The sequence below is a fragment of the Vibrio intestinalis genome, assembly GCF_025195085.2.
Taxonomy (GTDB): domain Bacteria; phylum Pseudomonadota; class Gammaproteobacteria; order Enterobacterales; family Vibrionaceae; genus Vibrio; species Vibrio intestinalis.
Genome location: NZ_JANAVY020000002.1, coordinates 274,284 through 299,598 on the forward strand (window position 1 = coordinate 274,284; position 25,315 = coordinate 299,598).

A 25,315-nucleotide genomic window follows, 5' to 3' on the forward strand; every position below is an offset into this window, starting at 1 on the left:
CTGCAACGATTATCTCTTCTTCATCAGGAGTCACAAGCTCTTTTAGCTCTTCATCCTCACTTAAAAGCGACGTAAAGTAATCGTCCAGCGCTTGTTCACTTGAAATCAGATTGCGATCACTCATCAATTGCTAGCCTCTCTAGATGAACTAGCAGTTGTTTGTATGCAAATACCCCCCGGCTTCCTGATGCAAAGTGCGAAACCGGAAGATGCTTCAAGCTGGCATCTCTAAATTTGGTATCAATCGGAACAGCAGAAGACCACACTTGATTTGGGTAGTCTTTCTTAAGCTGTTGCAACGTTTGCAACGATGCTCGTGTCCGCTTGTCGTACATAGTCGGCACAATCGTGACCTTAAACGGCTTATTACGCGACTTTTGCATAATCGCCAACGTGCGTACCATGCGCTCCAAACCTTTCATCGCTAAGAATTCAGTTTGAACCGGAATTAAGATGCGATCACTGGCCGCCAAAGCATTGACCATCATCACGCCCAAAATCGGCGGACAATCGATCAGCACATAATCGTAATTATCTTTAATTGCCAACAGAGCACGTTTTAGGATTAAACCCATACCGCTACGGTTACCCATCACGCGGTCTAACGTCGCTAATGACATGTGAGCAGGGATGATATCAATGCCTTCGATATCGCTGTCCATCACCAAAGGCATGACGGTGTGCTCACTGAAATCTTTCAGTTGGAACAAATCAAACAAGCTTGAAGGCACATTATCTGAGTCGTAACCCAAATATGTGGTCAGCGAGCCATGTGGATCGGTATCCACTAATAATACTCGCTTGCCTTGCTTGCTTAACAAACCAGCCAACGTAATGGTGGTGGTGGTTTTACCCACCCCACCTTTCTGGTTTGCAATACTCCAAACGATCATTGCCTTCCCTCTATGCTAGATCTACTTCAACCAGCATACGTTCGGCAATGCGCTCTAGTGGTAAGTCTTCTGTTGAAATACCCGCTTTTGCTACTGCTTGTGGCATACCATAAACAACACAGCTTTCTTCGTCTTGTGCCCAGATTGTCGAACCTGCCGCTTTCAACATGCGACCGCCTTCTCGACCATCTGCGCCCATGCCAGTCAGCACCATCGACAGAACTTTGTCACCGTAGATTTTCGCAGCGCTACCAAAGGTTACATCCACACAAGGCTTGTAGTTCATACGCTCACCGCCATCAATGATGCGCAGTTTGGCAGAGCCAGGACGACCTTCAATCATCATTTGCTTACCGCCTGGAGCAAGATAAGCTACGCCCGGTTGTAGAGCATCACCATCTGCTGCTTCTTTCACTTTAATCTTACATAAAGAGTTCAAACGACTAGCAAAAGCTGCTGTAAACGTTGCCGGCATGTGCTGAATCAACACGATAGGATGCGGATAATTCGCTGGCAATTTAGTCAGAATTTTCTGCAGAGCCACAGGGCCGCCAGTCGAAGTACCAATTGCCGTTAGCTGGTACTTCTTACCACTTGCTTTAAAGCGAGTAGCCGCTGCCGTTGGACGAGCAGCAGGTGCTGCTATTGGGCGCTGAGCAGTACGAGCAGTTGCCGTTGTCGCTGCTGGCGCCGCAGCTGGGCGAGGCGCAACAGGACGACGCATGAATGTGCGACGCGATGAAATTTGAATCACGCGCTGCTGCAGCAAAGTAACCGCTTCATCACGGTTACGTGCGATGTCTTCAAACTTCTTCGGTAAAAAGTCCAGCGCGCCCGCTTCAAGTGCATCAAGCGTTGCTTTTGCACCATCATGCGTAAGCGATGAGAACATCAAAATAGGCACAGGGTTCTTAGCCATGATTTCACGAACAGCAGTGATACCGTCCATGACTGGCATTTCAATGTCCATCGTGATGACATCTGGCTTAATTTGAGCCGCTTTTTCAACCGCTTCTTTGCCGTTAGTGGCAACATCTACGACTTCTAAACGCGCGTCAGAGTTAATGATTTCACTCACTCGACGGCGGAAAAAACTTGAATCGTCTACTACTAAAACTCTAATTGCCATGATTTCCCTTTTTAATATTCAACGATTTAAATGCGAGACGCGGCGGCATACTGCTTAAGCAGATCTGGCACGTCTAAAATCAGAGCAATGTGGCCATCACTTGTGATAGTTGCACCCGCCATACCTGGAGTACCTTGTAGTAGGTTATCCAATGGCTTGATTACCACTTCTTCTTGACCAATGAGAGTGTCCACGACAAAGCCAACACGTTGACCACCAAGTTGAACAATCACCACGTGACCATGGCCTTTACGCTGTTCTGCACCGCCTGCTTTTGGCGCTAACCAGTTTTGCAAGTAGAACAGAGGGATAGACTTATCACGAACGATAATTGTCAACTGACCATCAACAACGTTTGTACGGCTTAGGTCTAAGTGGAAAATCTCGTTCACGCTTGCCAATGGCAGAGCAAATGGGTGACCCGCTACACCAACCATTAGGGTTGGTAGAATCGCTAGCGTTAGCGGCACTTTGATGATGATCTGAGTACCTTTGCCCATTTCTGAGTCAATATCGATAGAGCCGTTTAGGGTATTGATCGCTGTTTTAACAACGTCCATACCTACACCACGACCTGAAATGTCTGAGATTTTCTCTTTACTTGAGAAGCCCGGCATAAAGATCAGGTTGAAACACTCTTTATTGGTTAGACGCGATGCTGCGTCTTCATCCATCATGCCGCGCTTAACCGCAATACCACGAAGCACATCAGGGTTCATACCACCACCGTCATCAACGATAGCCAATTCGATATGGTCACCTTCTTGTGCCGCCGATAGAATCACTTTACCTGTGCGTGATTTACCCGCTTTTACGCGGTCTTCCGGCATTTCGATACCATGGTCAACTGAGTTACGCACTAAGTGAATAAGTGGATCCGCTAGCGCCTCAACCAGGTTTTTATCTAGGTCAGTATCTTCACCACGCATTTCCAGCGTGATGTCTTTGTTTAAACTACGTGCTAAGTCACGTACAACGCGAGGGAAACGGCCAAATACTTTCTTGATTGGCTGCATTCGCGTTTTCATTACCGCGCCTTGTAGGTCTGCAGTAACAACATCTAAGTTTGCTACAGCTTTCGACATTTCTTCGTCATTGCTGTTTAAACCAAGGCTAAGAAGACGGTTACGAACCAATACCAACTCACCCACCATGTTCATAATGGTGTCTAGGGTTGAAGTATCAACACGTACCGTTGCTTCAGCTTGTGGCTTTTTAACCGCTGGCGCAGCGGCTTCTTTCTTCGCTGGCGCTTTTACTTCTGCTTTTGGAGCTGGTGCAGGCGTTACCGGTGGAGGTGTCGCCACAGCCGCCGCTGCTGGTGCAGCCGTTGGCGCAGAGGCAACATTTTGTGAAGCAGGCTTAGTCGCAGCATCTAGCTCTTCAATTGAAGGGCCTTTACCGTTGCCGTGCAATTCATCGAGTAATTTTTCAAACTCAGCATCCGTCATCAAGTCATCGCTACCAGCACTTGGTGCTGCCGCTGGAGGTGGCGTTGGTGCAGCTGGCGCTGCTACTGGTGCTTCGTTTTCACCCGGGCCTTTACCGACACCGTGTAATTCATCCAACAGTTTTTCGAATTCGTCATCAGTGATATCACCACTCATGTCACCCGCAGGTGCTGATGGCGCAGCTGGTGCAGGAGCACTTGCTGCAGGTGCGCTAGGCGCCGAACCTTTGCCATGCAATTCATCAAGCAGTTTTTCAAACTCGTCTTGGGTAATTTCGTCGATAGACCCTGAAGAAACTTCAGCAGCTGGCGCTTCAACAACCGGTTCTGGTGTTGGTGCAACAACGGGTTCTTCAACTGGTGGAGGTGGAGCTACGGCCGCTTCATCTGCTGAAGCTGGCTTACTTAGACGATGTAATTCATCCAATAGAGATTGGTCAGCTGGCGTTAATGGCTGACGCTCTTGCACGGCTTGAAACTGTTCGTTAACGGTGTCCAGTGCTTGGAGCATTGTGTCCATTAAGCTGGCATCAACTTCGCGTTGTCCGTTACGCAAAATATCGAACACGTTCTCGGCACCGTGACAGGTGTCTACAAGTTCAGTTAACGCCAAAAAGCCTGCACCGCCTTTAACCGTGTGGAATCCACGGAAAATTGCGTTAAGCAGATCTTTGTCTTCTGGGTTGTTTTCTAACTCTACCAACTGTTCCGAGAGCAGCTCTAAAATTTCACCTGCCTCGACTAGAAAGTCTTGAAGAATATCTTCGTCTAATTCGTAGCTCATAAGTTACCTCTAAAACCCAAGACTTGAGAGTAAGTCATCGACTTCGTCTTGTGATGAAACGGCATCATCCCTTTCGTGAGGGTTTAAGATAGGACCTTCTGGGTCCGTTGATGCTTTGTTCTTGTTGTCTGTTGCTGTCTCTTCCTGAGAGTCACCAAACGCAGCTAGGATATCGACAAGGCGGGTTTCCACCTCAGTCACTAACTCAATCACTCGACGAATGATTTGTCCGGTTAAATCTTGGAAGTCTTGAGCCATTAGAATGTCGGTCAGCAGACTTCTTAGTTCGCTGCTGTTACCCTCAACTTGCCCTAGTAGTTCGTCAATTCGATGACATAGCGCTTTGAACTCAGTCAGTTCAATTTTGCCACGCATCAATTCGTTCCACTGTGGACGTACCTTGAGCAAGCCTTCGTGAAGGTTGTCCGCAATCGGCATACATCGGTCAACAGCATCCATGGTTTTGTTTGCTGCCACCTCCGTTTTATCAATGACGTAATGGAGGCGATCCCTTGCGTCAGGGATTTCGTCATTGGTTAGCTCGATCATGCGTTCATCAAGGCGGAACTGTTTTATTGACTCGTGTAGATCTCGAGTCAACTCCCCTATCTCCTGCAACATTGGGTCGCTTGGAGCTTCGTAGATGTCTTTTACAAGAGTATTTGCCTCTTGCTGTTGACCACTTTCTAACAGTTCAACAAGTTGTTTTGCCTGTTCTAATGAAATCATTCTGAATTGGCCTTTATCGCCTGTTTTTTATAGCCCGAAGGGACTATAAACGCTCAAAGATTTTGTCTAGTTTCTCTTTCAGCGTTGCCGCTGTGAACGGTTTAACGATATAGCCGTTAACACCTGCTTGAGCAGCTTCGATGATCTGCTCGCGTTTCGCTTCCGCAGTGATCATCAATACAGGCAAGTGTTTAAGTTCTTGGTCTGCACGGATATGTTTCAGCAAATCGATACCTTGCATACCTGGCATGTTCCAGTCAGTTACAACAAAATCGAAATCGCCCTTCTTGAGCATAGGCAATGCAGTCAAACCATCATCCGCTTCCTGGGTGTTGTTGAAACCCAAGTCACGAAGTAGGTTCTTTACAATTCGGCGCATTGTTGAAAAGTCATCAACAATTAGGATTTTCATGTTTTTATTCAAAATTGCCTCCACTGAGTATTATGTCAGTGATTTCTAGTCATTATTTGTCCACGCACTCAGCTTAGTGCGTAAACGCTGCATTGATTGGCTAAGTATTTGGCTAACGCGAGATTCGCTCACACCAATTACTTCACCGATTTCCTTCAAGTTCAGCTCTTCATCGTAGTAAAGAGATAGTACCAGAGCCTCGCGCTCAGGCAGCGATTTAATCGAGTCTACCAGAGCTTTACGAAAATTTTCATCTGCTACGCCCTGAAATGGGGCATTTTCTTGCTCTGAATCTTCATGTGTGATCACATCTTCAGAGACGCCTAAGTCTTCGATGCCTACTAAACGGGAACAATTTATATCAGTCAGCACGCTGTGATATTGATCTAGGCTCATACCGATAAAACTAGCCACTTCCGCATCGGTTGGGTCTCGGTTGAGCTGCCCTTCCAGTGTCGCGATAGCTTGGCTGATTTCGCGACTATTTTTGTGTACCGAACGTGGTACCCAGTCTCCGCGACGAATGTCATCTAGCATAGCGCCACGAATTCGGATTCCAGCGTAGGTCTCAAAACTAGCCCCTTTACTGCCATCGTAATTTTTCTGCGCTTCAAGAAGGCCAATCATTCCCGCTTGAATAAGATCTTCGACCTGCACGCTTGGCGGTAAACGCCCAAGCAGATGATGAGCAATACGCTTCACAAGCACCGAGTATTTCTCTAGAAATGCTCGCTGGCTATTGTGATTTCCGTATTGGTCATAGGTCAACGCCTTATTCACCAAATGGTTCCTCTAATGGTTCTGCACGATTCAACAAACGTTCAACAAAAAATTCTAAATGTCCGCTCGGTGTTTTCGGTATTGGCCAAGTTAATGCTTTATTAGCAAGTGAACCTAGCGCTAGTGATGCAGGAGAGCGTGGAAACGCATCTACTACGATCTTTTGTTTTTTTACCGCTTGACGAACTTTATCATCTAGAGGAATACATGCTACGAGCTCTAGGCTCACATTCAAGAATCTCTCTGTGACTAAGGTCAACTTTGCAAACAATTCTCGGCCTTCACGGTAGCTTCTGACCATATTTGCAACAATTTTGAAGCGTTGAACCTGATGGTCTTTGCTTAAAAGTTTAATCAAAGCATATGCATCAGTGATCGAGGTTGGCTCATCACATACAACGACAACGACATCTTGAGCAGCTCGCGAGAAGCTAATCACCATGTCTGAGATGCCTGCGGCGGTATCCACCAGCAAAACATCCATTTCGTCTTCTAAACTTCCGAAAGCGCGAATTAAACCAACGTGTTGAGCGTGGGTCAACTCCGTCATCGATTGCGTGCCGGAAGTTGCCGGAATTATTCTAATTCCGTGTGGACCTTCAACGATTGCATCTTGTAAATCACACTCACCGGCTAGTACATGGCCAAGGTTGCGCTTAGGGCGAATGCCGAGCATAACATCGACGTTTGCCAAACCTAAGTCAGCATCCAGTACCATCACTTTCTTGCCTTGTCGGGCCATGCTAATCGCAAGTCCTAGAGTGACATTTGATTTACCCACGCCACCTTTACCACCGGTTACAGAAATAACCTTGGTCAGTGATGGCTGTGTTAAGCGGCGTAATCCGCTTGCTTGGTCTTGTATCATATTCTCTGTCATAATCGTCGCCGCCTAGAACCTTTCCGATTCACTGTTCCAATAGTGAGGTTCATCGTCCGTCGATTTCTCTAATAAGTCGTTTGCTTTTGCCACCATGTATTTTGGCTGAGCAATGACGATATCTTCTGGTACGCGTTGTCCATTCGCGATATACGCAACAGGTAGTGCGTTTTGTACTACGACACTGACGAATTCACCTAAACTCAGCGATTCATCAAGCTTGGTCATAATGCAGCCTGATAACGGGATGCGTTTGAAATGATCAAGTGTTTCTTGTAGCACTTTGCGCTGCGCGGTCGCTGGTAAAACTAAGTAGCTGTGAATGACTTCACCGCTATCTTGCATTAATGTATCTAGCTGCTCTGAAAGACGAACATCTCGTTGTCCCATACCCGCTGTATCTACCAGAACTAGGCGACGATGGCGTAACTGATATATTACATCGGCTAACTCGTTGGAATCTTTAGCGACTTTTACAGGACAACCCATAATTCTGCCGTATATGGCTAATTGTTCATGTGCACCGATACGGTAAGTATCTGTGGTGACTAACGCGACATTGTCGGCGCCAAATTCCATCGCAGCACGCGCTGCAAGCTTAGCAACCGTTGTCGTTTTGCCCACACCTGTTGGACCTAACAACGCAACGACGCCGCCACGCTTCAAAATATCTTGCTTAGAAATAGGAATTTGGTCTGCCACCAAACCAAGTAGCGCTTTCCACGCTTTTTTCGGTTCAGTGTCTTCTGGAATATAGCACGCCAGCTGATCCGCAAGTTCGGCTGACACTCCCATGCGTTCAAGACGTTTAATCAACATTGCACGTAGTGGTTCACGGCGCTCAACTTCTTGCCACATTAAACCCGAAACTTGATGCTCTAGAAGACGACGAATAGATGTCATCTCTTCGCGCATATCGCTCAGTTCTTCTTTTGATACTTGTGGGTCAGCAGGCTGGCCGCGTTCGTAACGCGACGGGTCTAATTTAGGAGCAGGACGTTCAATGCGTCGGTCTTCGGCAATCAAGCGGGCTAATGGCGAATCTTCTTTAATTCGAACATCAGCGCTATTTTGACGACCACCCGATTGCGCTTGGCGCTTAAGAAGGGCTGAAAGTGAATCTTCACCTTCTGACTCATCGCTCTCTTCGTAGTCACCTTTGCCGTTACTGTACTGCTTTAGCATGTTGGCAAATCGCTTGGTCATCGAGCGACCATTTTGCGCGCTAGAATTTAGGCTGACGCGGTCATCGTCGAGTTGACGAGGGTCTGAGCGAGTCGGCATCGAAGCCGTAACTTGGGTCGGAGTTGTCCGAGGCTTGGAGTTATAATTGTTTCCAATACGTGCAGTAGAGGTATCCCCATCTACCGCCGCAACAATCTCGACTCCGCCCGCGACTTTTTTATTCGACATGATCACCGCATCGACCCCAAGTTCTTCTTTCACTTGAAGCAATGCAGTGCGCATATCTTTGGCAAAAAATCGTTTAATTTTCAATGTCGATATCCGTTATTCAACGCAACAGTACTAATTACCAACGGCTTGAACTATGCGTATCTGTTTCTCATCCGGTATCTCTTGATAAGAGAGTACGCGTAATGTTGGTATAGTATTTTTTACAAATTTGGCGAGTGTTGAGCGCAGCACACCTGACGTCAATAATACGGCTGGCTCACCTTTAAGCTCTTGCTCTTGAGTTGCTTGGCTGAGAGAGGTTTGTAATCTTTCCGCTAAGCCAGGTTCAATACCTGCAGATTCCCCGCCGGAAGCTTGCATTGTTTGATGCAAGATTTGTTCCAGTTCAGGGATAAGTGTAATCACTGGCAATTCTGGCTCTATACCATTGATTTCTTGAACTATTAATCGTTTTAGAGAAATACGAACTGCTGCTGTAAGGATGTCGGGTTCTTGACTTTTGGCTGAGTACTCGGACAAAGTCTGAACGATTGTACGAATATCGCGAATTGGCACCGCTTCATTTAGCAGGTTCTGCAGTACTTTCACTACCACACCCAATTGCAGCTGATCTGGTACAAAGTTCTCCACCAACTTCGGCGTGGTGCGGCCTAGCATTTCAAGCAGGTTCTGCACTTCTTCGTGGCCAATCAAGTGAGAGGCGTTGTTGGTCAGCAATTGGCTCAAATGGGTTGCCAATACCGTCGAGGAATCAACCACTGTATAGCCGAGCGCTTGTGCATGTTCACGTTGCTCTTCACGAATCCAAACGGCTTCTAAGCCAAAGGCAGGGTCAATGGTCGGCTCACCTTCTACCATGCCATAAACTTGGCCAGGGTTAATCGCGAGCTCTTGATCTGGACGGATTTCCGCTTCGCCCACGGCAACCCCCATCAAGGTAATGCGGTAGCTGTTTGGTGTCAGCTCTAAGTTATCGCGGATATGAACGGCTGGAATAAGGAAACCAAAATCTTGCGACAATTTCTTACGCACGCCTTTAACGCGTTCAAGCAACTCGCCGCCTTGGTCACGGTCAACCAAAGGAATTAAACGATAGCCCACTTCAAGGCCAATAATATCGACGGGTTGAACGTCATCCCATGACAGCTCTTTCGGCGTACTTGGCTCTGCATCTTTGGTTGCCGGAAGATTGGTTTTTTCTTCACTCTGTTTTTTCTGTTTACGTGTAATCCAATAAGCACCGCCACCAGCTAATACCGCAAGCAGCAAAAACGCAAAGTGAGGCATACCCGGAACAATACCCATTACAAACAGGATCGCCGCTGTAATCATCAATGCTTTCGGGTTATCAAACAGCTGGAACACAACTTGTTGTCCCATATCCTCATCGGTGTTTTGACGCGTCACCATAATCGCAGCGCCAATCGACAGTAGTAAGGATGGGATCTGAGCAACCAAGCCATCACCAATGGTTAGCAAGGTATAGATTTGGATAGCCTCTGAGAAACCCAAATCATACTGAGCCATACCAATTGAAAGGCCGCCAATGATGTTGATAAACAGGATTAAAATACCGGCAATCGCATCGCCTTTTACAAATTTTGACGCACCATCCATCGAACCGTAGAAATCTGCTTCTTTGGTCACTTCTGAACGACGGGTACGCGCTTGGTCTTGATCAATCAGTCCTGCGTTCAAGTCCGCATCGATCGCCATCTGTTTACCCGGTAAGGCATCCAAGGTAAAACGCGCGCTTACTTCTGAAATACGCCCTGCACCTTTGGTCACAACCATGAAGTTAATGATCATCAAGATCATGAACACCACAAGACCAACAGCGTAGTTACCACCGATAACAACGTTACCGAAGGCCTCAATCACGTTACCGGCCGCGCCTGAACCTTCATGACCATAAAGTAATACCACTCGAGTCGAAGCCACGTTCAAGGCCAGACGTAATAGTGTCGAAATAAGCAAAACCGTTGGGAAGGCAGCAAAATCGAGTGGACGACGGGTATAAACCGTTACCAACAACACCACCATGGCTAAGGCAATGTTAAAGGTGAAGAACAAGTCGAGTAGAAACGCGGGAATAGGCAATACCACCATGGCCAGCGTTGCCAGCACCATAACAGGTGCTCCAATAGCAGGCATAGCGCGTTGAGGTATTGGCGGTAATTTATCCGCAAATGGCAGAGAAAACTTCATATATCAGAGGCTATAGAGACTTAAGAAATAACAACTTGCACGAATATATGCTTCTGCATGCAAATATTAGTCCAGTGCAAATGTCAATTTAATGGCATTCACACTGGTCGAGAGGCTTATGGATTGATATTCCAAAGCAGCTCCCCTTTTCCGCTTACTGGATCATAGTCGATGCACGCTAAGCCGGAAGTTGGGAACATAGGCGGCGCAATATCAGCGACCAACTCGGCCGTAAGATAGCCCACCAATGGAAGGTGTGAAACCAGCAATACAGATTCTAGTTTTTCCACTTCGATGATGGCATTAAGATAATCCACCACATGAGGAGAGTCGCCATAAGGCGTAATGTCTGCGCACTCTTCAACGCTTAGCGCGTCAAAATGGGCTGAGATTTCTTGCCAAGTCTGCTGCGCACGCAGGTATGGGCTCACTAAAGCTTTATCAAATTTTGCTAGACCTTGCTTAACGCACGCTTCAGCAACCGCTTTTGATGCAGCACGACCAAATGGAGTCAGGGCTCGCTGCGCATCACTGTCAGCAAAATGCTCTGCTTCTCCGTGGCGCATAATCACAATTTTCATATTCTTATCCTGTTCACGCCACTAAAGCTGTGCCGCTTACTATTTTTCTAACAATAATTATATCAAGTAACTTGCTAAAGACTCGGACTTTCTTAACAATCTTAAAGGCAACTAACGCTTTCGCAGGTCGTTTTACAAATTCATTGACCTTTAGCAAAATACGATGCTTTGCTCATATTTCTCAAGGAGATAGTTTGCATGCCACGTTTTCCGGTTCATACTTAACGGATCTAGTCGACTCTTTTATCAATGTCGCTGCAGTTCAAATACACACTAGATGGTCAACCTCTCTCTGCCCTTAATCTTGGAGATTCATTGTGCATGTAAGCCCAAATGACACTAACCAATACCGCTACCTCACCCTAGATAACGGGCTGAAAGTGTTATTGATTCATGACCAACATGCGCAAAAATCTGCAGCAGCGCTCGCGGTTAACGTCGGCCACTTTGACGATCCGGACGATCGTCACGGAATGGCGCACTACCTAGAGCACATGTTGTTCTTAGGCACCGAGAAATACCCTAAAGTTGGCGAATTCCAAAGTTACATCAGTCAGCATGGCGGCAACAACAATGCTTGGACGGGTACAGAGCATACTTGTTATTTTTTCGACGTTGATCCAAAAGCGTTTGAATCAAGCCTAGACCGATTCTCACAATTCTTCTCAGCGCCTTTATTCAACGCTGAAGCATTAGACAAAGAAAGACAAGCGGTTGATTCTGAATACAAAATGAAGCTCAACGATGATTCTCGCCGTCTCTATCAAGTGCATAAAGAAGTCATCAACCCTGCCCATCCTTTTTCTAAATTTTCGGTTGGTAACCTTGAGACTTTGGGCGATCGCGGCGACGAATCAATCCGTCCAGAAATCATCGAATTCCATAAGCAGCATTACTCTGCCGATTTAATGACGATGGCCCTGCTTGGCCAGCACAGTTTGGATGAACTGGAAGCGTGGGCTCGTGACAAGTTCGAGCCAATAAAAAACTTATCGCTTTCTGGCAAAGAAATCACGGCCCCGTACAAAGATGAAAACTCGACTCAAATTCAGGTTGTGGTTGAGCCGATAAAAGAAATCCGCAAGCTGATCCTGACCTTCCCGATGCAGAGTGTTGATGGCTATTACCGCACTAAACCCCTCTCCTATTTCGCGCACCTTATGGGCTATGAGGGTGATGGCAGCTTAATGCTAGCGCTCAAAGACAAAGGGTGGATTACTTCCCTTTCAGCCGGTGGTGGCGTCAGTGGCAGCAACTATCGTGAATTCACTGTAAGTTGCACATTAACACCCGATGGTATCGAGCATACCGATGACATTATTCAGGCGGTATTCCACTACATTAAGCTAGTGAAAGAGCAAGGCTACGATGAGTGGCGCTACCTTGAAAAGCAAGCGGTGCTTGAATCGGCGTTTCGTTTTCAAGAGCCGACGCGGCCGATGGATCTAGTCAGCCATATTGTCATCAACATGCAGCACTACTCCAGTGAAGATACCATCTATGGTGACTTCATGATGGAAGAATACCAACCGAATGTTCTACAGCAAATGGCCGAGCACTTCAGCGTTGAAAACTTGCGCGTGACCCTTATTGCCAAAGGGCTTGACTACGATAAACAGGCCAATTGGTATTTCACGCCCTATTCGGTCGCCCCTTTAAGCGAAGCGCAAGTTGCTAAATTCAACACTGACAGCGACATTAATGTGCACCTTCCCGAGCGCAACCCGTTTATTTGCTATGACTTAACCCCGCAAGCACTAGAAGCTAAACATACTGAACCGCAGGTGATTGAAGAGTTACCCGGATTCAAACTATGGCACTTGCAAGACCATCAGTTCCGCGTACCTAAAGGGGTCATTTACGTTGCGATTGATAGCCCTCATTCGGTGGCAAATCCAACCAACATCGTAAAAACTCGTCTCTGCGTAGAGATGTTTCTTGATGCACTGGCCAAAGAAACCTACCAAGCGGAAATCGCAGGTATGGGCTACAACTTATACGCTCACCAAGGTGGGGTTACATTGACCATCTCGGGCTTTAGTCAAAAGCAGCCTGAATTGATGAAGATGATTTTGTCGCGCTTTGCTAACCGCGAATTTAGCGAGAAACGCTTCAATACCATCAAGACTCAGTTACTAAGAAACTGGCGCAATGCGGCGCAAGATAGACCTATGTCTCAGCTATTCAACGCCATGACAGGTATTTTGCAACCTAACAATCCACCTTATGCAGCTCTGATAGAAGCACTTGAAGACATCGAAGTCGACTCTCTGGCTAACTTTGTGCAAGCCATTCTCGCTGAATTGCATGTTGAAATGTTTGTTTATGGCGACTGGACCAAGAAAGACGCACTTGAGATGGGTAACACGCTCAAAGAAGCGTTACGGGTAAACAATCAGCAATACGAAGAGGCACTTCGTCCACTCGTCATGCTGGGTAAGAACGGCACGTTCCAAAGAGACATCGCTTGTGATCAAGAAGACTCAGCAATTGTTCTTTACTATCAATGTGACGATACCGAAGCCAAAAGCATTGCGCTCTATTCGCTCGCCAATCACCTGATGTCTGCAACCTTCTTCCATGAAATAAGAACTAAGCAGCAACTGGGCTACATGGTCGGCACAGGTAATTTACCCCTCAATAAGCACCCCGGTATTGTTTTGTATGTGCAATCGCCAAACGCTGCGCCTGTCGACTTAATCAGCTCAATTGATGAGTTCTTAAATGCATTTTACATGGTGCTGCTTGAGCTCAATGAATACCAATGGCACAGCAGTAAACGGGGATTGTGGAACCAAATTTCAACGCCAGACACAACGCTACGCGGCCGCGCACAAAGGCTTTGGGTCGCCATCGGTAACAAAGATATCAACTTTGACCAAAGGCAGCGCGTATTGGCCGAGCTTAAAAAACTGACCCGCAGTGACATGATTCGCTTCGTGGTGAACGAGCTGAAACCGCGTACCGCCAACCGCCTAATTATGCACACCAAAGGTAATGCGCATAGTGAGGCCGAGCCATTACGACTCGGCCAAGAAATTGGCTCAATTGAAGAGTTTCAACTAAGACCGAAAGATATTGAATTGGGCTAAATGACCATTACGCCGATTGTTCTGACTCAACAATCGCTTTTAACGGATGTGGGTGGAGCTTAATGCACACCCCTTGATACTTAAACGCGACTGTTGGGTTATTCAATCGCTCACCTTCCCCTTTCGGGCTTGAGAGTTTGACCTTCACGCCTTTCTCCAGCAATGCATCCCAGTTATTCGCTAACTCAGGGAACAACTGCTTAATATCCGCTAAATAGTCCTCAGCCGTTTGCGCTTGAGAAGGAATGACAAACTCAACATGCTCCCAAGATTGTTCAGGATAAAGCTTACCCGGCGCAGGATACGGCAGCTCCAAACATTCAATTAACCACTCTTTTGCCACCAATAGCTGATTAAACAGCAAAACGATAATCGGCCTGCCGTTTATTTGAGCATTTGAGATCTCTTTACCGTGAGATAACCATGCATCATGAGCTTGTTCTGCCAGTTGCCAATCGTTGATTCTCAGCGCGATATGATCCGCTTGATAAGGCTGTAGATTAATATGCAAAACTTCGCTTAATTGTTGAATTTTATGCATAAAGAATTCAAGTTTCGATTTAAGCTGTTCCGGCAACAATTCAGCATTTTCCAGTGACATGACGTTTTTTCCTCATCCAAAACGTTGATTTTTCCCTAATACTAACAAGATCATCACGAAAAGTAGAAAAATACCCATATTACTCCCTATATGCCAAGCAAGAAAATTGGTATTATGAGCGTCAATTTCTGAACTCGACACGGTCTGACAAAACTGTCGCAGGATGAATATTATTCAATCGAATATTTATCTTTCCTCCGCGAAAATCTTGCAGATCGACACAATTCCCAAGAATTGAAGGAAGCGCGTGTGAATATTCAAGCACTTATTAACGATAAAGTATCTCAGGCTCTAGAAGCCGCTGGCGCACCTGCAGGCAGCCCTGCAGCGGTTCGCCAATCAGCGAAACCACAATTTGGTGATTACCAAGCAAACGGCGTAATGGGCGTTGCGAAAAAGCTAGGTACTAACCCTCGAGAATTCGCACAAAAAGTTCTAGACGTTCTAGACCTTGAAGGCATTGCAAGCAAAACTGAAATTGCAGGCCCTGGCTTTATCAATATCTTCCTAAGCGAAGAGTTTCTAGCGAAACAAGCAGAAGCAGCACTAGCAGATGCACGCCTTGGCGTAACCGCTGAAGAGCAAAAGACCATCGTTGCTGACTACTCTGCACCTAACGTTGCAAAAGAAATGCACGTTGGTCACCTGCGTTCAACCATCATCGGTGATGCGGTAGTACGTACTCTAGAATTCTTGGGCCACAAAGTTGTCCGTGCTAACCACATCGGTGACTGGGGTACTCAGTTCGGTATGCTTATAGCAAACCTTGAGCGTGTACAGCAAGAGTCTGGTGAAGTTTCAATGGAACTTTCAGACCTTGAAGCTTTCTACCGTGAATCTAAAAAGTTCTACGACGAAGATGAAGAGTTCGCAGCTAAAGCACGTAACTACGTTGTAAAACTGCAAGGCGGCGACGAGTACTGCGCAGAAATGTGGAAGAAGCTTGTTGACGTAACTATGGTTCAAAACCAGCGTAACTACGACCGTCTAAACGTTTCTCTAACTCGTGACGACGTAATGGGCGAAAGTATGTACAACGACATGCTGCCACCTATCGTTGCAGACCTAAAAGAGAAAGGCATCGCTCAAGAAGATGATGGCGCTCAAGTTGTGTTCCTAGAAGAGTACAAAAACAAAGACGGCGAAGCGATGGGTGTAATCATCCAAAAACGCGACGGCGGCTTCTTGTACACAACAACGGATATCGCATGTGCGAAATACCGTTACGAAACACTAGGCGCAGACCGCGTACTTTACTTCATCGACTCTCGTCAGCACCAACACTTAATGCAAGCATGGTCTATCGTGCGTAAAGCGGGTTACGTGCCAGAGGAAGTGACTCTTGAGCACCACGCATTCGGTATGATGCTAGGTAAAGATGGCCGTCCATTTAAGACTCGTGCGGGTGGTACTGTTCGTCTTGCTGATCTTCTTGATGAAGCAGAAGAGCGCGCAATCAAGCTAATCGAATCGAAGAACCCAGATCTCGCTGCTGAAGAGAAAGCGAAGATCGCGACAACAGTTGCAATGGCAGCCGTTAAGTACGCTGACCTTTCTAAGCACCGTACTACTGACTACATCTTCGACTGGGACAACATGCTGGCATTTGAGGGCAACACAGCGCCTTACATGCAGTATGCTTACACTCGTGTTGCTTCTATCTTCGCGAAAGCAGGTATCTCTATGGATAACCTAGCTGGCGAAATCAAAGTAACAGACGAGAAAGAGAAAGCGCTAATCGCTAAACTTCTTCAGTTTGAAGAAGCAGTGCAGTCTGTTGCTCGCGAAGGTCAACCACATATCATGTGTAGCTACCTATTCGAACTTGCAGGCCAATTCTCTAGCTTCTACGAAGCGTGCCCAATCTTGAACAACGAAGATGAAGGCGTTAAGCAAAGCCGTCTGAAACTAGCAGCACTGACTGCAAAGACAATTCAGCAAGGCCTAAGCCTACTAGGTATCGATACGCTTGAGCGTATGTAATCTAAACACTTAGTGAAACAGAAAAGCAAAAAGGTTGATGTGAAAGCATCAACCTTTTATTTTGGGTATTATTTAGTTTGGAATAACCGTAATGAGTTTTGAACTTCATCCTCAGCTTGCCAAAGACACCACTGTAATTGGCCACTTCCCGCTTTGTGTAGCACTACTGCACAAAGACAATGCAATGCCTTGGGTCATCTTAGTACCAAAGCGTGAAAACCTTAAAGAGCTGCACCACTTGCCAATGCAAGAGCAGCAACAGTTCCTGTTAGAATCTCAAGCTGTAAGCCAAGCATTAGAAGCAACCTTTCAGCCAGACAAGCTAAACCTTGGCGCGTTGGGCAACATGGTGCCTCAACTGCATATTCATCATATTGCTCGCTTTAAAGATGACGTAGCTTGGCCAGGGCCTGTATGGGGCAACACCAAAAGTGAATTCCGCAGCGATGAAGAGCAGCAAGCGCTACAAACCCGTATTGGGAATGTGCTTGGCTTAAGCTCTTTGTTCAGCAAAGCTTAATCCGCCGATATAAAAACGCCACTCAATTGAGTGGCGTTCTTGTTTTTAGCGCTTGCTACATGGTGACGGTCACCGATAAAGCATCTTGCTTATTAGTCGCATAGCGAACGCGAGTGATCTTCTGAGCTTTATTGGTATCAATCATACGAGAAATCATCCCTTTACGAATCCACACCGACAACATGGCATCGACACCGTCTTCGCTCATGGCAAACTTCTTCGCTAACTCACTACGAGTTGCGCTACCTTGAGTATCAATATGTTGCTTTAACTCAGCGAGAATCATGCCACTTGCACCTCTAATGGCTCAGCTTGCTTTTTGCCTTCAGCCTTAAGGCGACGATAAACCAAACCACACGCCGCAATGATGCCGGCGATCCAAGCCGCACTGCTCATTGGGTGATCAGCGAAATGCATAGTTTGGTAGTAAAGTGCTGCTCCACCGTAAGCAAGACCCATCGTCCACACCGCAATAAAGCGCGCATACTTATGACCAAACTCACGCACGTAAGCCCCCATCGCAGCTACACAAGGCGTGTATAGCAAGATGAAAATTAGGTATGCAAATGCAGCATGGCTACTTGCAAAGTAACCTTTCAAGTTTCCAAAGATAGATGCATCAACCTCTTGCTCTTCGGCCACAGCACCTGAGTCAGTCAAGTCACCGACTTCTACACCGAGAGGGTCTAAGTAATTCAAACCCGCTAGGTTATCAGGAATGGTCATAACCGCTTCTTCTAAACTTGCCAAAAGATCGAATTGAGCATCTTCGCCTTCAGCCGGAGCATATAGATTGTTTAGCGTACCAACCACCGCTTCTTTTGCGAAAATGCCCGTAATGATACCCACAGTCGCAGGCCAGTTATCCTCTTCAATGCCAATAGGCGCAAAGATTGGCGTAACCACTTGTGACGCTTTAGACAGCACAGAATTTTCACTGTCTTCATTACCGAAGCTGCCATCCATACCTACTGAGTTAAAGAAGCTCAGAACCGTCACTACCACGACGATGGTTTTACCTGCACCTAAAACAAAGCGCTTCAATTTCTGCCATGTTTTGATCATTACGTTTTGCATCGTTGGCAATTCGTAGTCTGGCATCTCCATCACTAAGCTATCGCTTGAGCCAGGGTAAAGGGTATTTTTCAATACTAGACCAGTGAACACCGCCGCAACAATACCGAGCAGATAAAGTGCAAATACAACGTTTTGACCACTTTCAGGGAAGAAAGCCGCAGCGAATAATGCGTATACAGGCAAACGCGCACCACAGGACATAAATGGCGCCATAGATGCTGCAAGTTTTCGCTCGCGTTCTTGGTCTAACGTTCGGGTTGCCATGATAGAAGGCACGTTACAGCCGAATCCGAGCACAAGTGGCACAAACGCTTTACCCGGCAAGCCAATTTTCTGCATCACTTTATCAAGTACAAAGGCCGCACGAGACATATAGCCTGAGCTTTCAAGTACTGCTAAGAACAGATACAAACATGCAATGACTGGAATGAAGGTTGCAACCGTTTGAATACCGCCACCTAGACCATCAGCGATTAACGTGACTAACCATACCGGTAAGTGATCATCAAGAAGGTAGTGACCGCCATCAACAAGCACCGCGCCAACACCGATATCGAAGAAATCAATAAACGCGCCACCAACGTTGATGGAGAACATGAACATCAAGTACATAACAACAAAGAAGAAAGGTACACCAATCCACTTGTTCAGAATTACGTTGTCGACTTTCTCTGTAAAGCTATGGCTTAACTTACCTTCACTGCGACGAACCTTCTTACATTGTTCATGTAATAGTGTGTATTTTGTGTCGGCTACGTGTAGATCGATATCTAAAGAGAGTTCACTTTGACAAGTAAGTGCTAACTCACGTTGCTCTGGCTTAAGTGTATTAAGCACAAGCACATCGTTTTCAAGAGCGCGAATGGCGAGCGCACGTTCAGCGACTTCTTGACCTGTAAATGAAGGGGACAGTTTATCGATCGCAGCTTCGAACTCTGCATCATACTTGATTTGCATAGCATCAAGGTTGACACCTTGTACTACTGATTTGTGCAATTGTTCTTTGAATTTTTGTACTTGCCCGCCACTGTTTGCAGAGATAGCAAACACTGGGCAACCTAACATCTTTTCAAGTGCTTTTAAGTCGATAGTTTGACGCTCACGTTTTAGCGCATCCATCTTGTTCAACACAACCATCATAGGACGGCCAAGCTCACGCAGCTGCAACGTCATATATAAGCTACGTTCAAGACAAGTGGCATCAACCACATTAATGATCAAATCGGCAGGATGAGTTAAAACGGCGCGAGATGCGATTGATTCATCAATGCTATTACCATCATTACCACTATCTAATGCGTAGATACCTGGTAAATCGGTTAACGCGAAGTCATCTCCAGAGTGACTGAAACGGCCCGTTTTCTTCTCAACGGTCACACCTGCCCAGTTGCCAACTTGCTGCTTAGCACCTGTAAGGCCATTAAAGAGGGTGGTTTTACCGCTATTTGGATTACCTACTGTAAGAATTTGGTATTTCATTACTTCGCCTCCACCAAAATTGAATCCGCAATGTTGGTACGCACAGCGAGTGATACGCCACGGACTTCAACTTGTAGAGGGTCGCCCATAGGAGCGGTTCGAATCAGCTTAACGGCAGTATTTGGCAGAAGTCCCATCACCATCAGTTTCTTTCTAACGTCATTAGAAAGCTCTGAAAATCCAGTAATGGTAGCTTCTTGCCCTTGTTGTAATTGCGATAGTTGCATATTGGGCCCAGTGTGATTGTTTTAATAATAAGACTTATTGTCATTTCGGTTACAAATTGTAACGAATTTAAGATCTATTTGAATTGTCTGGAATCAATCTTTCCGTTAATGAAACACTCGCTTTTCGTGGTTCAAGCGCGTAAAAAACGTCAAAAACACACTCGTCAAAAACGTCAAAACAAGCAATCACCAAGTTTTAGTAACACGGCCCAATTTTGTAAAATTCATTCACATAAAATAATAACTCACTTAAAACAAGTACTTAATGAGATGTCGCTTTTGTCATACCACCTTGGCGTTAATTTTATAAGTAAAAAAAGTAAACCGAATTATAGTTACTCACATCGAGAGGGCATTGCCCCTTGATACAGAATTCCAGAGGTGGTGCTACCGCACCACTCCGGCAGCAAGCGAAGGTGTCATTGACACCCGTGGTATAGTCCCCCCGGCTATACCACGATATTTTTTTTCTAAACCCCTCCCTTAGAAAACACCCAAATCTTTTAGCCATCATCCCCAAATTAAAATAAATCCTTACAAATCATCGCATTAAGTTAATTGTTAATAATTTTCGTCACCAAATATCAAACTAGCCAACAAGTACAACGATCTTACAATGGCTCACTCCTGAAGCCAGACGCATGTCGCATCAATACCACACTATCAACGACACAAAGCTATAGGCATTTTTTATTACCTAAATACATCGAGCCAAATGGGCCGTAATGAGCAGATAGAGTTGGAGGGCGATTAACAAAGGCAAGCAAACAAAATTTATCAGGCGTTGAGGTTGCCTCTCTATTGTCGTAAGGATTTATTGAACTCAACAAGTACGCAGTTCGTACAAATCCATTGCGAGTTAAATACCATCATTTGATGAGGTTATAATGAATCGAATTAATCCCGCCAAGTTGCACAATAGCAAGTGGACGGCAATCAAACCGTCAAAAAGAGAAAGGCATTTTTTGGTGTCAGCGATTGAGTTCGAAGAGGATGGTTCAGTCGCCTCCTGCACACTTGAGGCTATACTGTCCAAGAAGGAATATGCCGTTGATTGGAAAGATTTTAAGGACAGCGAAAAGTGGATCCAAGGCTGGAAATAAAACGCCCAGTGAAAGTCTCACATAACGTTGCGAGCCTGTCTTAAACCCGTTGCTAGGCTTAAAACTTAAGAGAGCAGATTCACTCCAAAATACTTAGCCACAATATTCACAATAGCAAAACAAGCCACTGATATTAAACAACTCAACATCAATGTAACCCAGAAAGAATATTTACCGAGTAAGTAAGGAAAGAGAAGAAACATTGGCAAAGTTGGCACTACAAACCAAAACGTATAATACGCGTGGTTTGATAGTTTTTCCGTCCCCTGCCCTTCAATATACATCCAAACCAACGCTAAGATCGTGACCGTCGGTAATGCAGCGACTAAAGCACCAAATTTATCGCTTCTCTTAGCCACTTCGGAAATAAGAACAACGATAGCTGCTGTTAATAAATACTTTGTAACAATCCAGAGCACGTTACCTCCTGTCTAAGGCTTTAACTTTCTTGGTTTATTTCAATCTAAGCGTTTTTCTACCCGTTGCTTAGTTAGGGCGTTACAAACCACTTAACGTGACGCTATATATCTGCTCCAATTTCGTAATTTGAATCTTTTCCTTCAACGAACTGCGTTGGAGATACGCCAAAGCGATGTTTAAACTTTTGGCTAAAGTAAGAAGGGTCATTAAATCCGCACTCAAACGCAACATCTGAAACTTTCTCTCCAGCCAGTAGACGGCGACATGCTTTATCTAAGCGTATCTCGTTAAGATAATCCGTAAAGGTACGCTGAGTAGCGTTCTTAAATCGACGCTGCAAGCTTCGCTCTGAGACAAACATCATTTTCGCGGCCGTTGAAGTACCAAAGTCTGAGTCGGAGAAGTGTTCTATCACAAGCCCTTCAAGTTTTTCCAGCCATGGGTCTTGATACACACCAGCATGAACAAAAGATTCTTCATCCTCTCCCTGCTCTATTTCGACGATGGTATGCTCGTCAAACGGATCGGTACGAGGCCAAGATAGGATCACCTCATTATGCCCATCTGCGCTAGTCACTTCGGCTACCCCGCCGCTCACCTCAACTAGTGCTAATATTTCCGCCCAACTACTGTTATTTGATGTATCAATCCCAGTACCAAAATCGGTCATGACAAGGGCAACAAATTCATCTTTATGACAAATCTCAACTTCGATGGTTTGATGACGGAAACAACGTTTGACGAAGCTATCAAAGATCAAGTTGAACATGACATCCAAGTTAAAGTAATCGAGGGCCACATATTTGTCACGATTTGACCGCGCTTCAATCTCTAAGGTTAATCCGGACTTAGCCATCTCCTCTTTCCATCCACTCAGCACTGAGCCAAAAATCAGACCTAAATTATATGCTGGAGATTTATGATTCTGACTTTCGCGCACGTTTAGCAGCAACTCTAACTCACTTGAGATCTGGTCAATCATCTTTTTCTCAGCAGAGAGTTTTTCATCAGATAGAGAAGCTCTAGACTTGGACAAACGCTCTCTGAACGAATGAATAGCTTGACTGAAGATCAGACGACGCACTTGAAGTTGCTTACGTAGTTGATGGTTGTTACTGAGTAAGATGCGGCTTTGATGACGTAATTGGTTGGTTTTTAGCGCAACCTGAGACTTAAGCTCTCGGTTAGCTACCGTCATGATTCTCGAACGCCAATAGACAATCACCCCAATGAAACTGACTAACGTAACAATGTACAAGGCAAATGCCCACATGGATAGATACCAAGGCTCAGTTACTCTAAAGTGGAAACTGCTCTCTCTACCCCGCTCTAAGCCATTCACCACCGGACGTACATGCAATGTGTATTTACCTGGGTATAGACCTTCAAACGCTATTTGAAAACCATCTAAGGTTGTCCAACGAGTTTCGTCGCTCAGACGGTACTCCAGCGTAGAGCCACTGACTTGAGGTAATACGCCAATCTGGAAACCAATAGACTCACCATAAGGCACTACAACCTTTTCTTGAGGTACAGACCCAAAAGAGACCATCGCTTGATTCACTCGAACATGGCTGAATATCGCCCGAGCTTCTGGCATTGGACTTACAGATAAGTCTTGGGTGTTAATTCTCACCAAACTGTGCCACGAACCAAGTAACAATGTCGCCTCAGCGTCAGTGTCATTTAAACAAAATCCGGCGGAAAATTCGTTGTTAATGATGCCAAAAGGCTGACCGTAATGACCAACGAGCTCACCTTCAAAAGTATAATGACTCAACCCCGCAGATGAGGTAAGCCACATGCCGTTGGGGTTAGAGACCACACATTTAGGCGTAATGTGCTCGTCTATAGTCGGCAACGTTTGCAAATATTCAGTACGCAAGTTGAGCTGGAAAACGCCATAGTTACTCGCGATCCAAATATTGTCATCATTGGCTTCGGCGATACTATGCACAGCGCCATAATCCACACTACCTGAGACAAAATGCAATAAGCCAGCTTTGAGTACATAAATGCCATGTTCAGTTCCGAGTACCAAATGACCTCGTTCGGTCACTAGCATATAAGTGAGGCGCGCAGGCAAATGTTTACCTTGCATCCATTCAGAGCCAAATTCAACCAAAGCGCCTGACTTAACGTGGTAACTCCATAGATGGGATTCGTCTGCTCCCCAAATGTTGCCAGCCTTATCCACTTCTAAAAACTCTACCGTGCTACTTTTCAGTAGCAGTGGCAACTTATCATCTTTAACTACATAACCCGTGGCTAAATCAATACAGATAATGCCTTGATTAGTGGCAATCCAAACATTGCCCTGCCACTCAAGTACATCGTTCACTTTGCCTTTGTAGAGATACTCTTTTAAATGCTCATAATCGTGTTCAACAACAAACACGCCTTTATGTGAAATCGCGAGGTAGCCCGAGCCATTGCTCAGTGCTTTCAGGCCAATGAGTTGAGAACCAGAGCCGGATTGATTGAGTTCTTGAGAAGGAAAACGCTGAAACTTATCACCAAATAGAGAAAAGTAATGCACACCTTTGTTGGTGCCGATCCACATTCCACCCGCATCGTCATTAATAATAGAGTGAACTTTACGTCCTTCCAGAGTGTAACCAGCATCCTCTTCACCTGTATATTGGCGCGTTTCACCGGTCAAAAATGAATAAACAAAAAGACCATTTTCTGTACCGACCCAATACTCTTCTTTGGTTTCGGCGATGGCTAAAGTGTGTGGCGCAGCTATTACGAACTTAGGCTTACTGGTGTCATTGATATCGACCACAACCGCGCCTTTGTTTGAGCCAATAATCAGCTCGCGGCGCTCTTCAGAAAAGTAAAGTTTTTCGATATAGCGATTGTTCGATTTCGGCACGAACTGAAAATGTCCACTGCCTTCCGAAACAAACACCCCTGCATTGGTGGCTAAGGTCCATTTAGATCGAATTAGCAACGCATCGTTGATTTTCAATGATGCATCTTGGCTATATTGATACAGTTCCATCAGTGAGTAAGTAGAAAACTCACCGCTAGCAACATGATAAGTGTAAAACGCGGTTTCATCCGTTACCCAAATATAGCCACGGCTTGCGCCAATTTTTATGATTTCAGAACCTGGAGGAAGGCTAAACACCAACTCCCTTTCATTTTGAGACGTAGAGCGATAGATAGAATTGTCGCTAAAGGTCCAAAAACGCTTAGCGTGAAACACCACCTGTTCAGCCTTGTAAGGTAAGGCCGAGCCAAATTTGGGAGAAACGGTTTGACCGTCAAAGAAGAGCACTTTGTCCTTAACATCATGAATCCAAAGGCCACCGCCTTCCGCTAAGAACAGTTGTTTTGCTGCCACGACGCGTCCTTGGCTCTGCATCGGCAATGGATAAAACACCGAAGGCGAAGAGTCAAACGCGTAAACTATGGTCGATATGAAATAGAGCAGAGCCGCCCAAATGGCTCGTTTCACCAGCTAAATCCCTAGCAGCAATAAACAGCAAAAAGGAAGTGATTCACTCCGAATCACTTCCGCATAATATTTGCCGTTCATTCTA

The 25,315-nt window shown here is 45.7% G+C and carries 20 protein-coding genes; 4 read left to right on the forward strand and 16 right to left on the reverse strand.

The window, feature by feature from the left end; all coding sequences use genetic code 11:
- Positions 1-116: 116 nt before the first annotated feature.
- The 10 genes from MU515_RS05770 to sixA all read right to left on the reverse strand — a co-directional run bounded on the left by MU515_RS05770 (position 117) and on the right by sixA (position 11,262).
- Complete coding sequence (locus MU515_RS05770) at positions 117-893, reverse strand: ParA family protein (protein ID WP_260259443.1); 777 nt, start codon at positions 891-893, stop codon at positions 117-119.
- 10 nt (positions 894-903) lie between these two features.
- Positions 904-2,022 (reverse strand): protein-glutamate methylesterase/protein-glutamine glutaminase, encoded by a 1,119-nt coding sequence (locus tag MU515_RS05775; RefSeq protein ID WP_260259444.1) that lies wholly within the window; start codon positions 2,020-2,022, stop codon positions 904-906.
- A gap of 26 nt (positions 2,023-2,048) precedes the next feature.
- Positions 2,049-4,256, reverse strand: a complete 2,208-nt coding sequence (locus MU515_RS05780; protein ID WP_260259446.1) for a chemotaxis protein CheA — start codon at positions 4,254-4,256, stop codon at positions 2,049-2,051.
- 9 nt (positions 4,257-4,265) lie between these two features.
- Positions 4,266-4,985, reverse strand: a complete 720-nt coding sequence (locus MU515_RS05785) for a protein phosphatase CheZ (protein ID WP_260259447.1) — start codon at positions 4,983-4,985, stop codon at positions 4,266-4,268.
- A gap of 43 nt (positions 4,986-5,028) precedes the next feature.
- Entirely contained in the window at positions 5,029-5,397 is a 369-nt protein-coding gene (gene cheY, locus MU515_RS05790) for a chemotaxis response regulator CheY (protein WP_075649797.1), read from the reverse strand.
- A 45-nt stretch (positions 5,398-5,442) separates the two neighbouring features.
- On the reverse strand, positions 5,443-6,177 hold the full coding sequence (locus MU515_RS05795; protein ID WP_260259448.1) for an RNA polymerase sigma factor FliA: 735 nt from the start codon (positions 6,175-6,177) through the stop codon (positions 5,443-5,445).
- Positions 6,170-7,057, reverse strand: coding sequence for a MinD/ParA family protein (locus tag MU515_RS05800; RefSeq protein ID WP_260259449.1), 888 nt, complete (start codon positions 7,055-7,057; stop codon positions 6,170-6,172). The genes MU515_RS05795 and MU515_RS05800 overlap by 8 nt, the downstream gene beginning before the upstream one ends.
- A 12-nt stretch (positions 7,058-7,069) precedes the next feature.
- Entirely contained in the window at positions 7,070-8,554 is a 1,485-nt protein-coding gene (gene flhF / locus MU515_RS05805; RefSeq protein ID WP_260259450.1) for a flagellar biosynthesis GTPase FlhF, read from the reverse strand.
- Positions 8,555-8,584: 30 nt separating this feature from the next.
- Positions 8,585-10,681: a flagellar biosynthesis protein FlhA gene (gene flhA, locus MU515_RS05810; RefSeq protein ID WP_260259452.1), complete on the reverse strand. Its 2,097-nt coding sequence runs from the start codon at positions 10,679-10,681 to the stop codon at positions 8,585-8,587.
- A 116-nt stretch (positions 10,682-10,797) separates the two neighbouring features.
- The gene (gene sixA / locus MU515_RS05815; protein ID WP_260259454.1) at positions 10,798-11,262 is read right to left on the reverse strand and encodes a phosphohistidine phosphatase SixA; all 465 of its coding nucleotides are present in this window, start codon (positions 11,260-11,262) and stop codon (positions 10,798-10,800) included.
- Between the two features lie 317 nt (positions 11,263-11,579).
- Between sixA and MU515_RS05820 the strand changes: the two genes are divergently transcribed.
- On the forward strand, positions 11,580-14,354 hold the full coding sequence (locus tag MU515_RS05820; protein ID WP_260259456.1) for an insulinase family protein: 2,775 nt from the start codon (positions 11,580-11,582) through the stop codon (positions 14,352-14,354).
- A 7-nt stretch (positions 14,355-14,361) separates the two neighbouring features.
- On the opposite strand, the gene MU515_RS05825 is transcribed toward MU515_RS05820, so the two are convergent.
- Positions 14,362-14,955: a VOC family protein gene (locus MU515_RS05825; RefSeq protein WP_260259458.1), complete on the reverse strand. Its 594-nt coding sequence runs from the start codon at positions 14,953-14,955 to the stop codon at positions 14,362-14,364.
- A 249-nt stretch (positions 14,956-15,204) separates the two neighbouring features.
- Between MU515_RS05825 and argS the strand changes: the two genes are divergently transcribed.
- Both argS and MU515_RS05835 read left to right on the forward strand, forming a co-directional pair.
- The gene (gene argS / locus MU515_RS05830; protein ID WP_260259459.1) at positions 15,205-16,938 is read left to right on the forward strand and encodes an arginine--tRNA ligase; all 1,734 of its coding nucleotides are present in this window, start codon (positions 15,205-15,207) and stop codon (positions 16,936-16,938) included.
- A 91-nt stretch (positions 16,939-17,029) separates the two neighbouring features.
- Positions 17,030-17,458, forward strand: a complete 429-nt coding sequence (locus tag MU515_RS05835) for an HIT family protein (protein ID WP_260259460.1) — start codon at positions 17,030-17,032, stop codon at positions 17,456-17,458.
- 55 nt (positions 17,459-17,513) lie between these two features.
- Here MU515_RS05835 and MU515_RS05840 read toward each other — a convergent pair whose 3' ends face one another.
- The 3 genes from MU515_RS05840 to MU515_RS05850 are packed head-to-tail and all read right to left on the reverse strand — an operon-like array spanning position 17,514 to position 20,241.
- Complete coding sequence (locus MU515_RS05840; protein ID WP_260259461.1) at positions 17,514-17,744, reverse strand: FeoC-like transcriptional regulator; 231 nt, start codon at positions 17,742-17,744, stop codon at positions 17,514-17,516.
- Positions 17,741-20,014, reverse strand: coding sequence for a Fe(2+) transporter permease subunit FeoB (gene feoB / locus MU515_RS05845; protein ID WP_260259462.1), 2,274 nt, complete (start codon positions 20,012-20,014; stop codon positions 17,741-17,743). Before feoB ends, MU515_RS05840 begins: the two co-directional genes overlap by 4 nt.
- Positions 20,014-20,241 carry a FeoA family protein gene (locus MU515_RS05850; protein ID WP_260259463.1) on the reverse strand — a complete coding sequence of 76 codons (228 nt, stop codon included), beginning with the start codon at positions 20,239-20,241 and terminating at the stop codon, positions 20,014-20,016. The genes feoB and MU515_RS05850 overlap by 1 nt, the downstream gene beginning before the upstream one ends.
- An 887-nt stretch (positions 20,242-21,128) precedes the next feature.
- Here MU515_RS05850 and MU515_RS05855 point away from each other — a divergent pair.
- Positions 21,129-21,344, forward strand: coding sequence for a TIGR02450 family Trp-rich protein (locus MU515_RS05855; RefSeq protein ID WP_260259466.1), 216 nt, complete (start codon positions 21,129-21,131; stop codon positions 21,342-21,344).
- Between the two features lie 65 nt (positions 21,345-21,409).
- Here the strand turns inward: MU515_RS05855 and MU515_RS05860 are convergent, their stop codons facing one another.
- The gene (locus tag MU515_RS05860) at positions 21,410-21,763 is read right to left on the reverse strand and encodes a DUF3147 family protein (RefSeq protein ID WP_260259468.1); all 354 of its coding nucleotides are present in this window, start codon (positions 21,761-21,763) and stop codon (positions 21,410-21,412) included.
- Between the two features lie 101 nt (positions 21,764-21,864).
- A complete protein-coding gene (locus MU515_RS05865; RefSeq protein ID WP_260259469.1) occupies positions 21,865-25,230 on the reverse strand; it encodes a helix-turn-helix domain-containing protein in 3,366 nt (1,121 codons plus the stop codon).
- Positions 25,231-25,315 lie beyond the last annotated feature (85 nt).

Excerpts from the sequence above, each read along its gene's own strand:
- MU515_RS05770 (WP_260259443.1), bottom strand. The coding sequence starts at position 893 with ATGATCGTTTGGAGTATTGCAAACCAGAAAGGTGGGGTGGGTAAAACC.
- MU515_RS05775 (WP_260259444.1), bottom strand. The coding sequence starts at position 2,022 with ATGGCAATTAGAGTTTTAGTAGTAGACGATTCAAGTTTTTTCCGCCGT.
- MU515_RS05780 (WP_260259446.1), bottom strand. The coding sequence starts at position 4,256 with ATGAGCTACGAATTAGACGAAGATATTCTTCAAGACTTTCTAGTCGAG.
- MU515_RS05785 (WP_260259447.1), bottom strand. The coding sequence starts at position 4,985 with ATGATTTCATTAGAACAGGCAAAACAACTTGTTGAACTGTTAGAAAGT.
- cheY (WP_075649797.1), bottom strand. The coding sequence starts at position 5,397 with ATGAAAATCCTAATTGTTGATGACTTTTCAACAATGCGCCGAATTGTA.
- MU515_RS05800 (WP_260259449.1), bottom strand. The coding sequence starts at position 7,057 with ATGACAGAGAATATGATACAAGACCAAGCAAGCGGATTACGCCGCTTA.
- flhA (WP_260259452.1), bottom strand. The coding sequence starts at position 10,681 with ATGAAGTTTTCTCTGCCATTTGCGGATAAATTACCGCCAATACCTCAA.
- sixA (WP_260259454.1), bottom strand. The coding sequence starts at position 11,262 with ATGAAAATTGTGATTATGCGCCACGGAGAAGCAGAGCATTTTGCTGAC.
- MU515_RS05825 (WP_260259458.1), bottom strand. The coding sequence starts at position 14,955 with ATGTCACTGGAAAATGCTGAATTGTTGCCGGAACAGCTTAAATCGAAA.
- MU515_RS05835 (WP_260259460.1), top strand. The coding sequence starts at position 17,030 with ATGAGTTTTGAACTTCATCCTCAGCTTGCCAAAGACACCACTGTAATT.
- MU515_RS05840 (WP_260259461.1), bottom strand. The coding sequence starts at position 17,744 with ATGATTCTCGCTGAGTTAAAGCAACATATTGATACTCAAGGTAGCGCA.
- feoB (WP_260259462.1), bottom strand. The coding sequence starts at position 20,014 with ATGAAATACCAAATTCTTACAGTAGGTAATCCAAATAGCGGTAAAACC.
- MU515_RS05850 (WP_260259463.1), bottom strand. The coding sequence starts at position 20,241 with ATGCAACTATCGCAATTACAACAAGGGCAAGAAGCTACCATTACTGGA.
- MU515_RS05855 (WP_260259466.1), top strand. The coding sequence starts at position 21,129 with ATGAATCGAATTAATCCCGCCAAGTTGCACAATAGCAAGTGGACGGCA.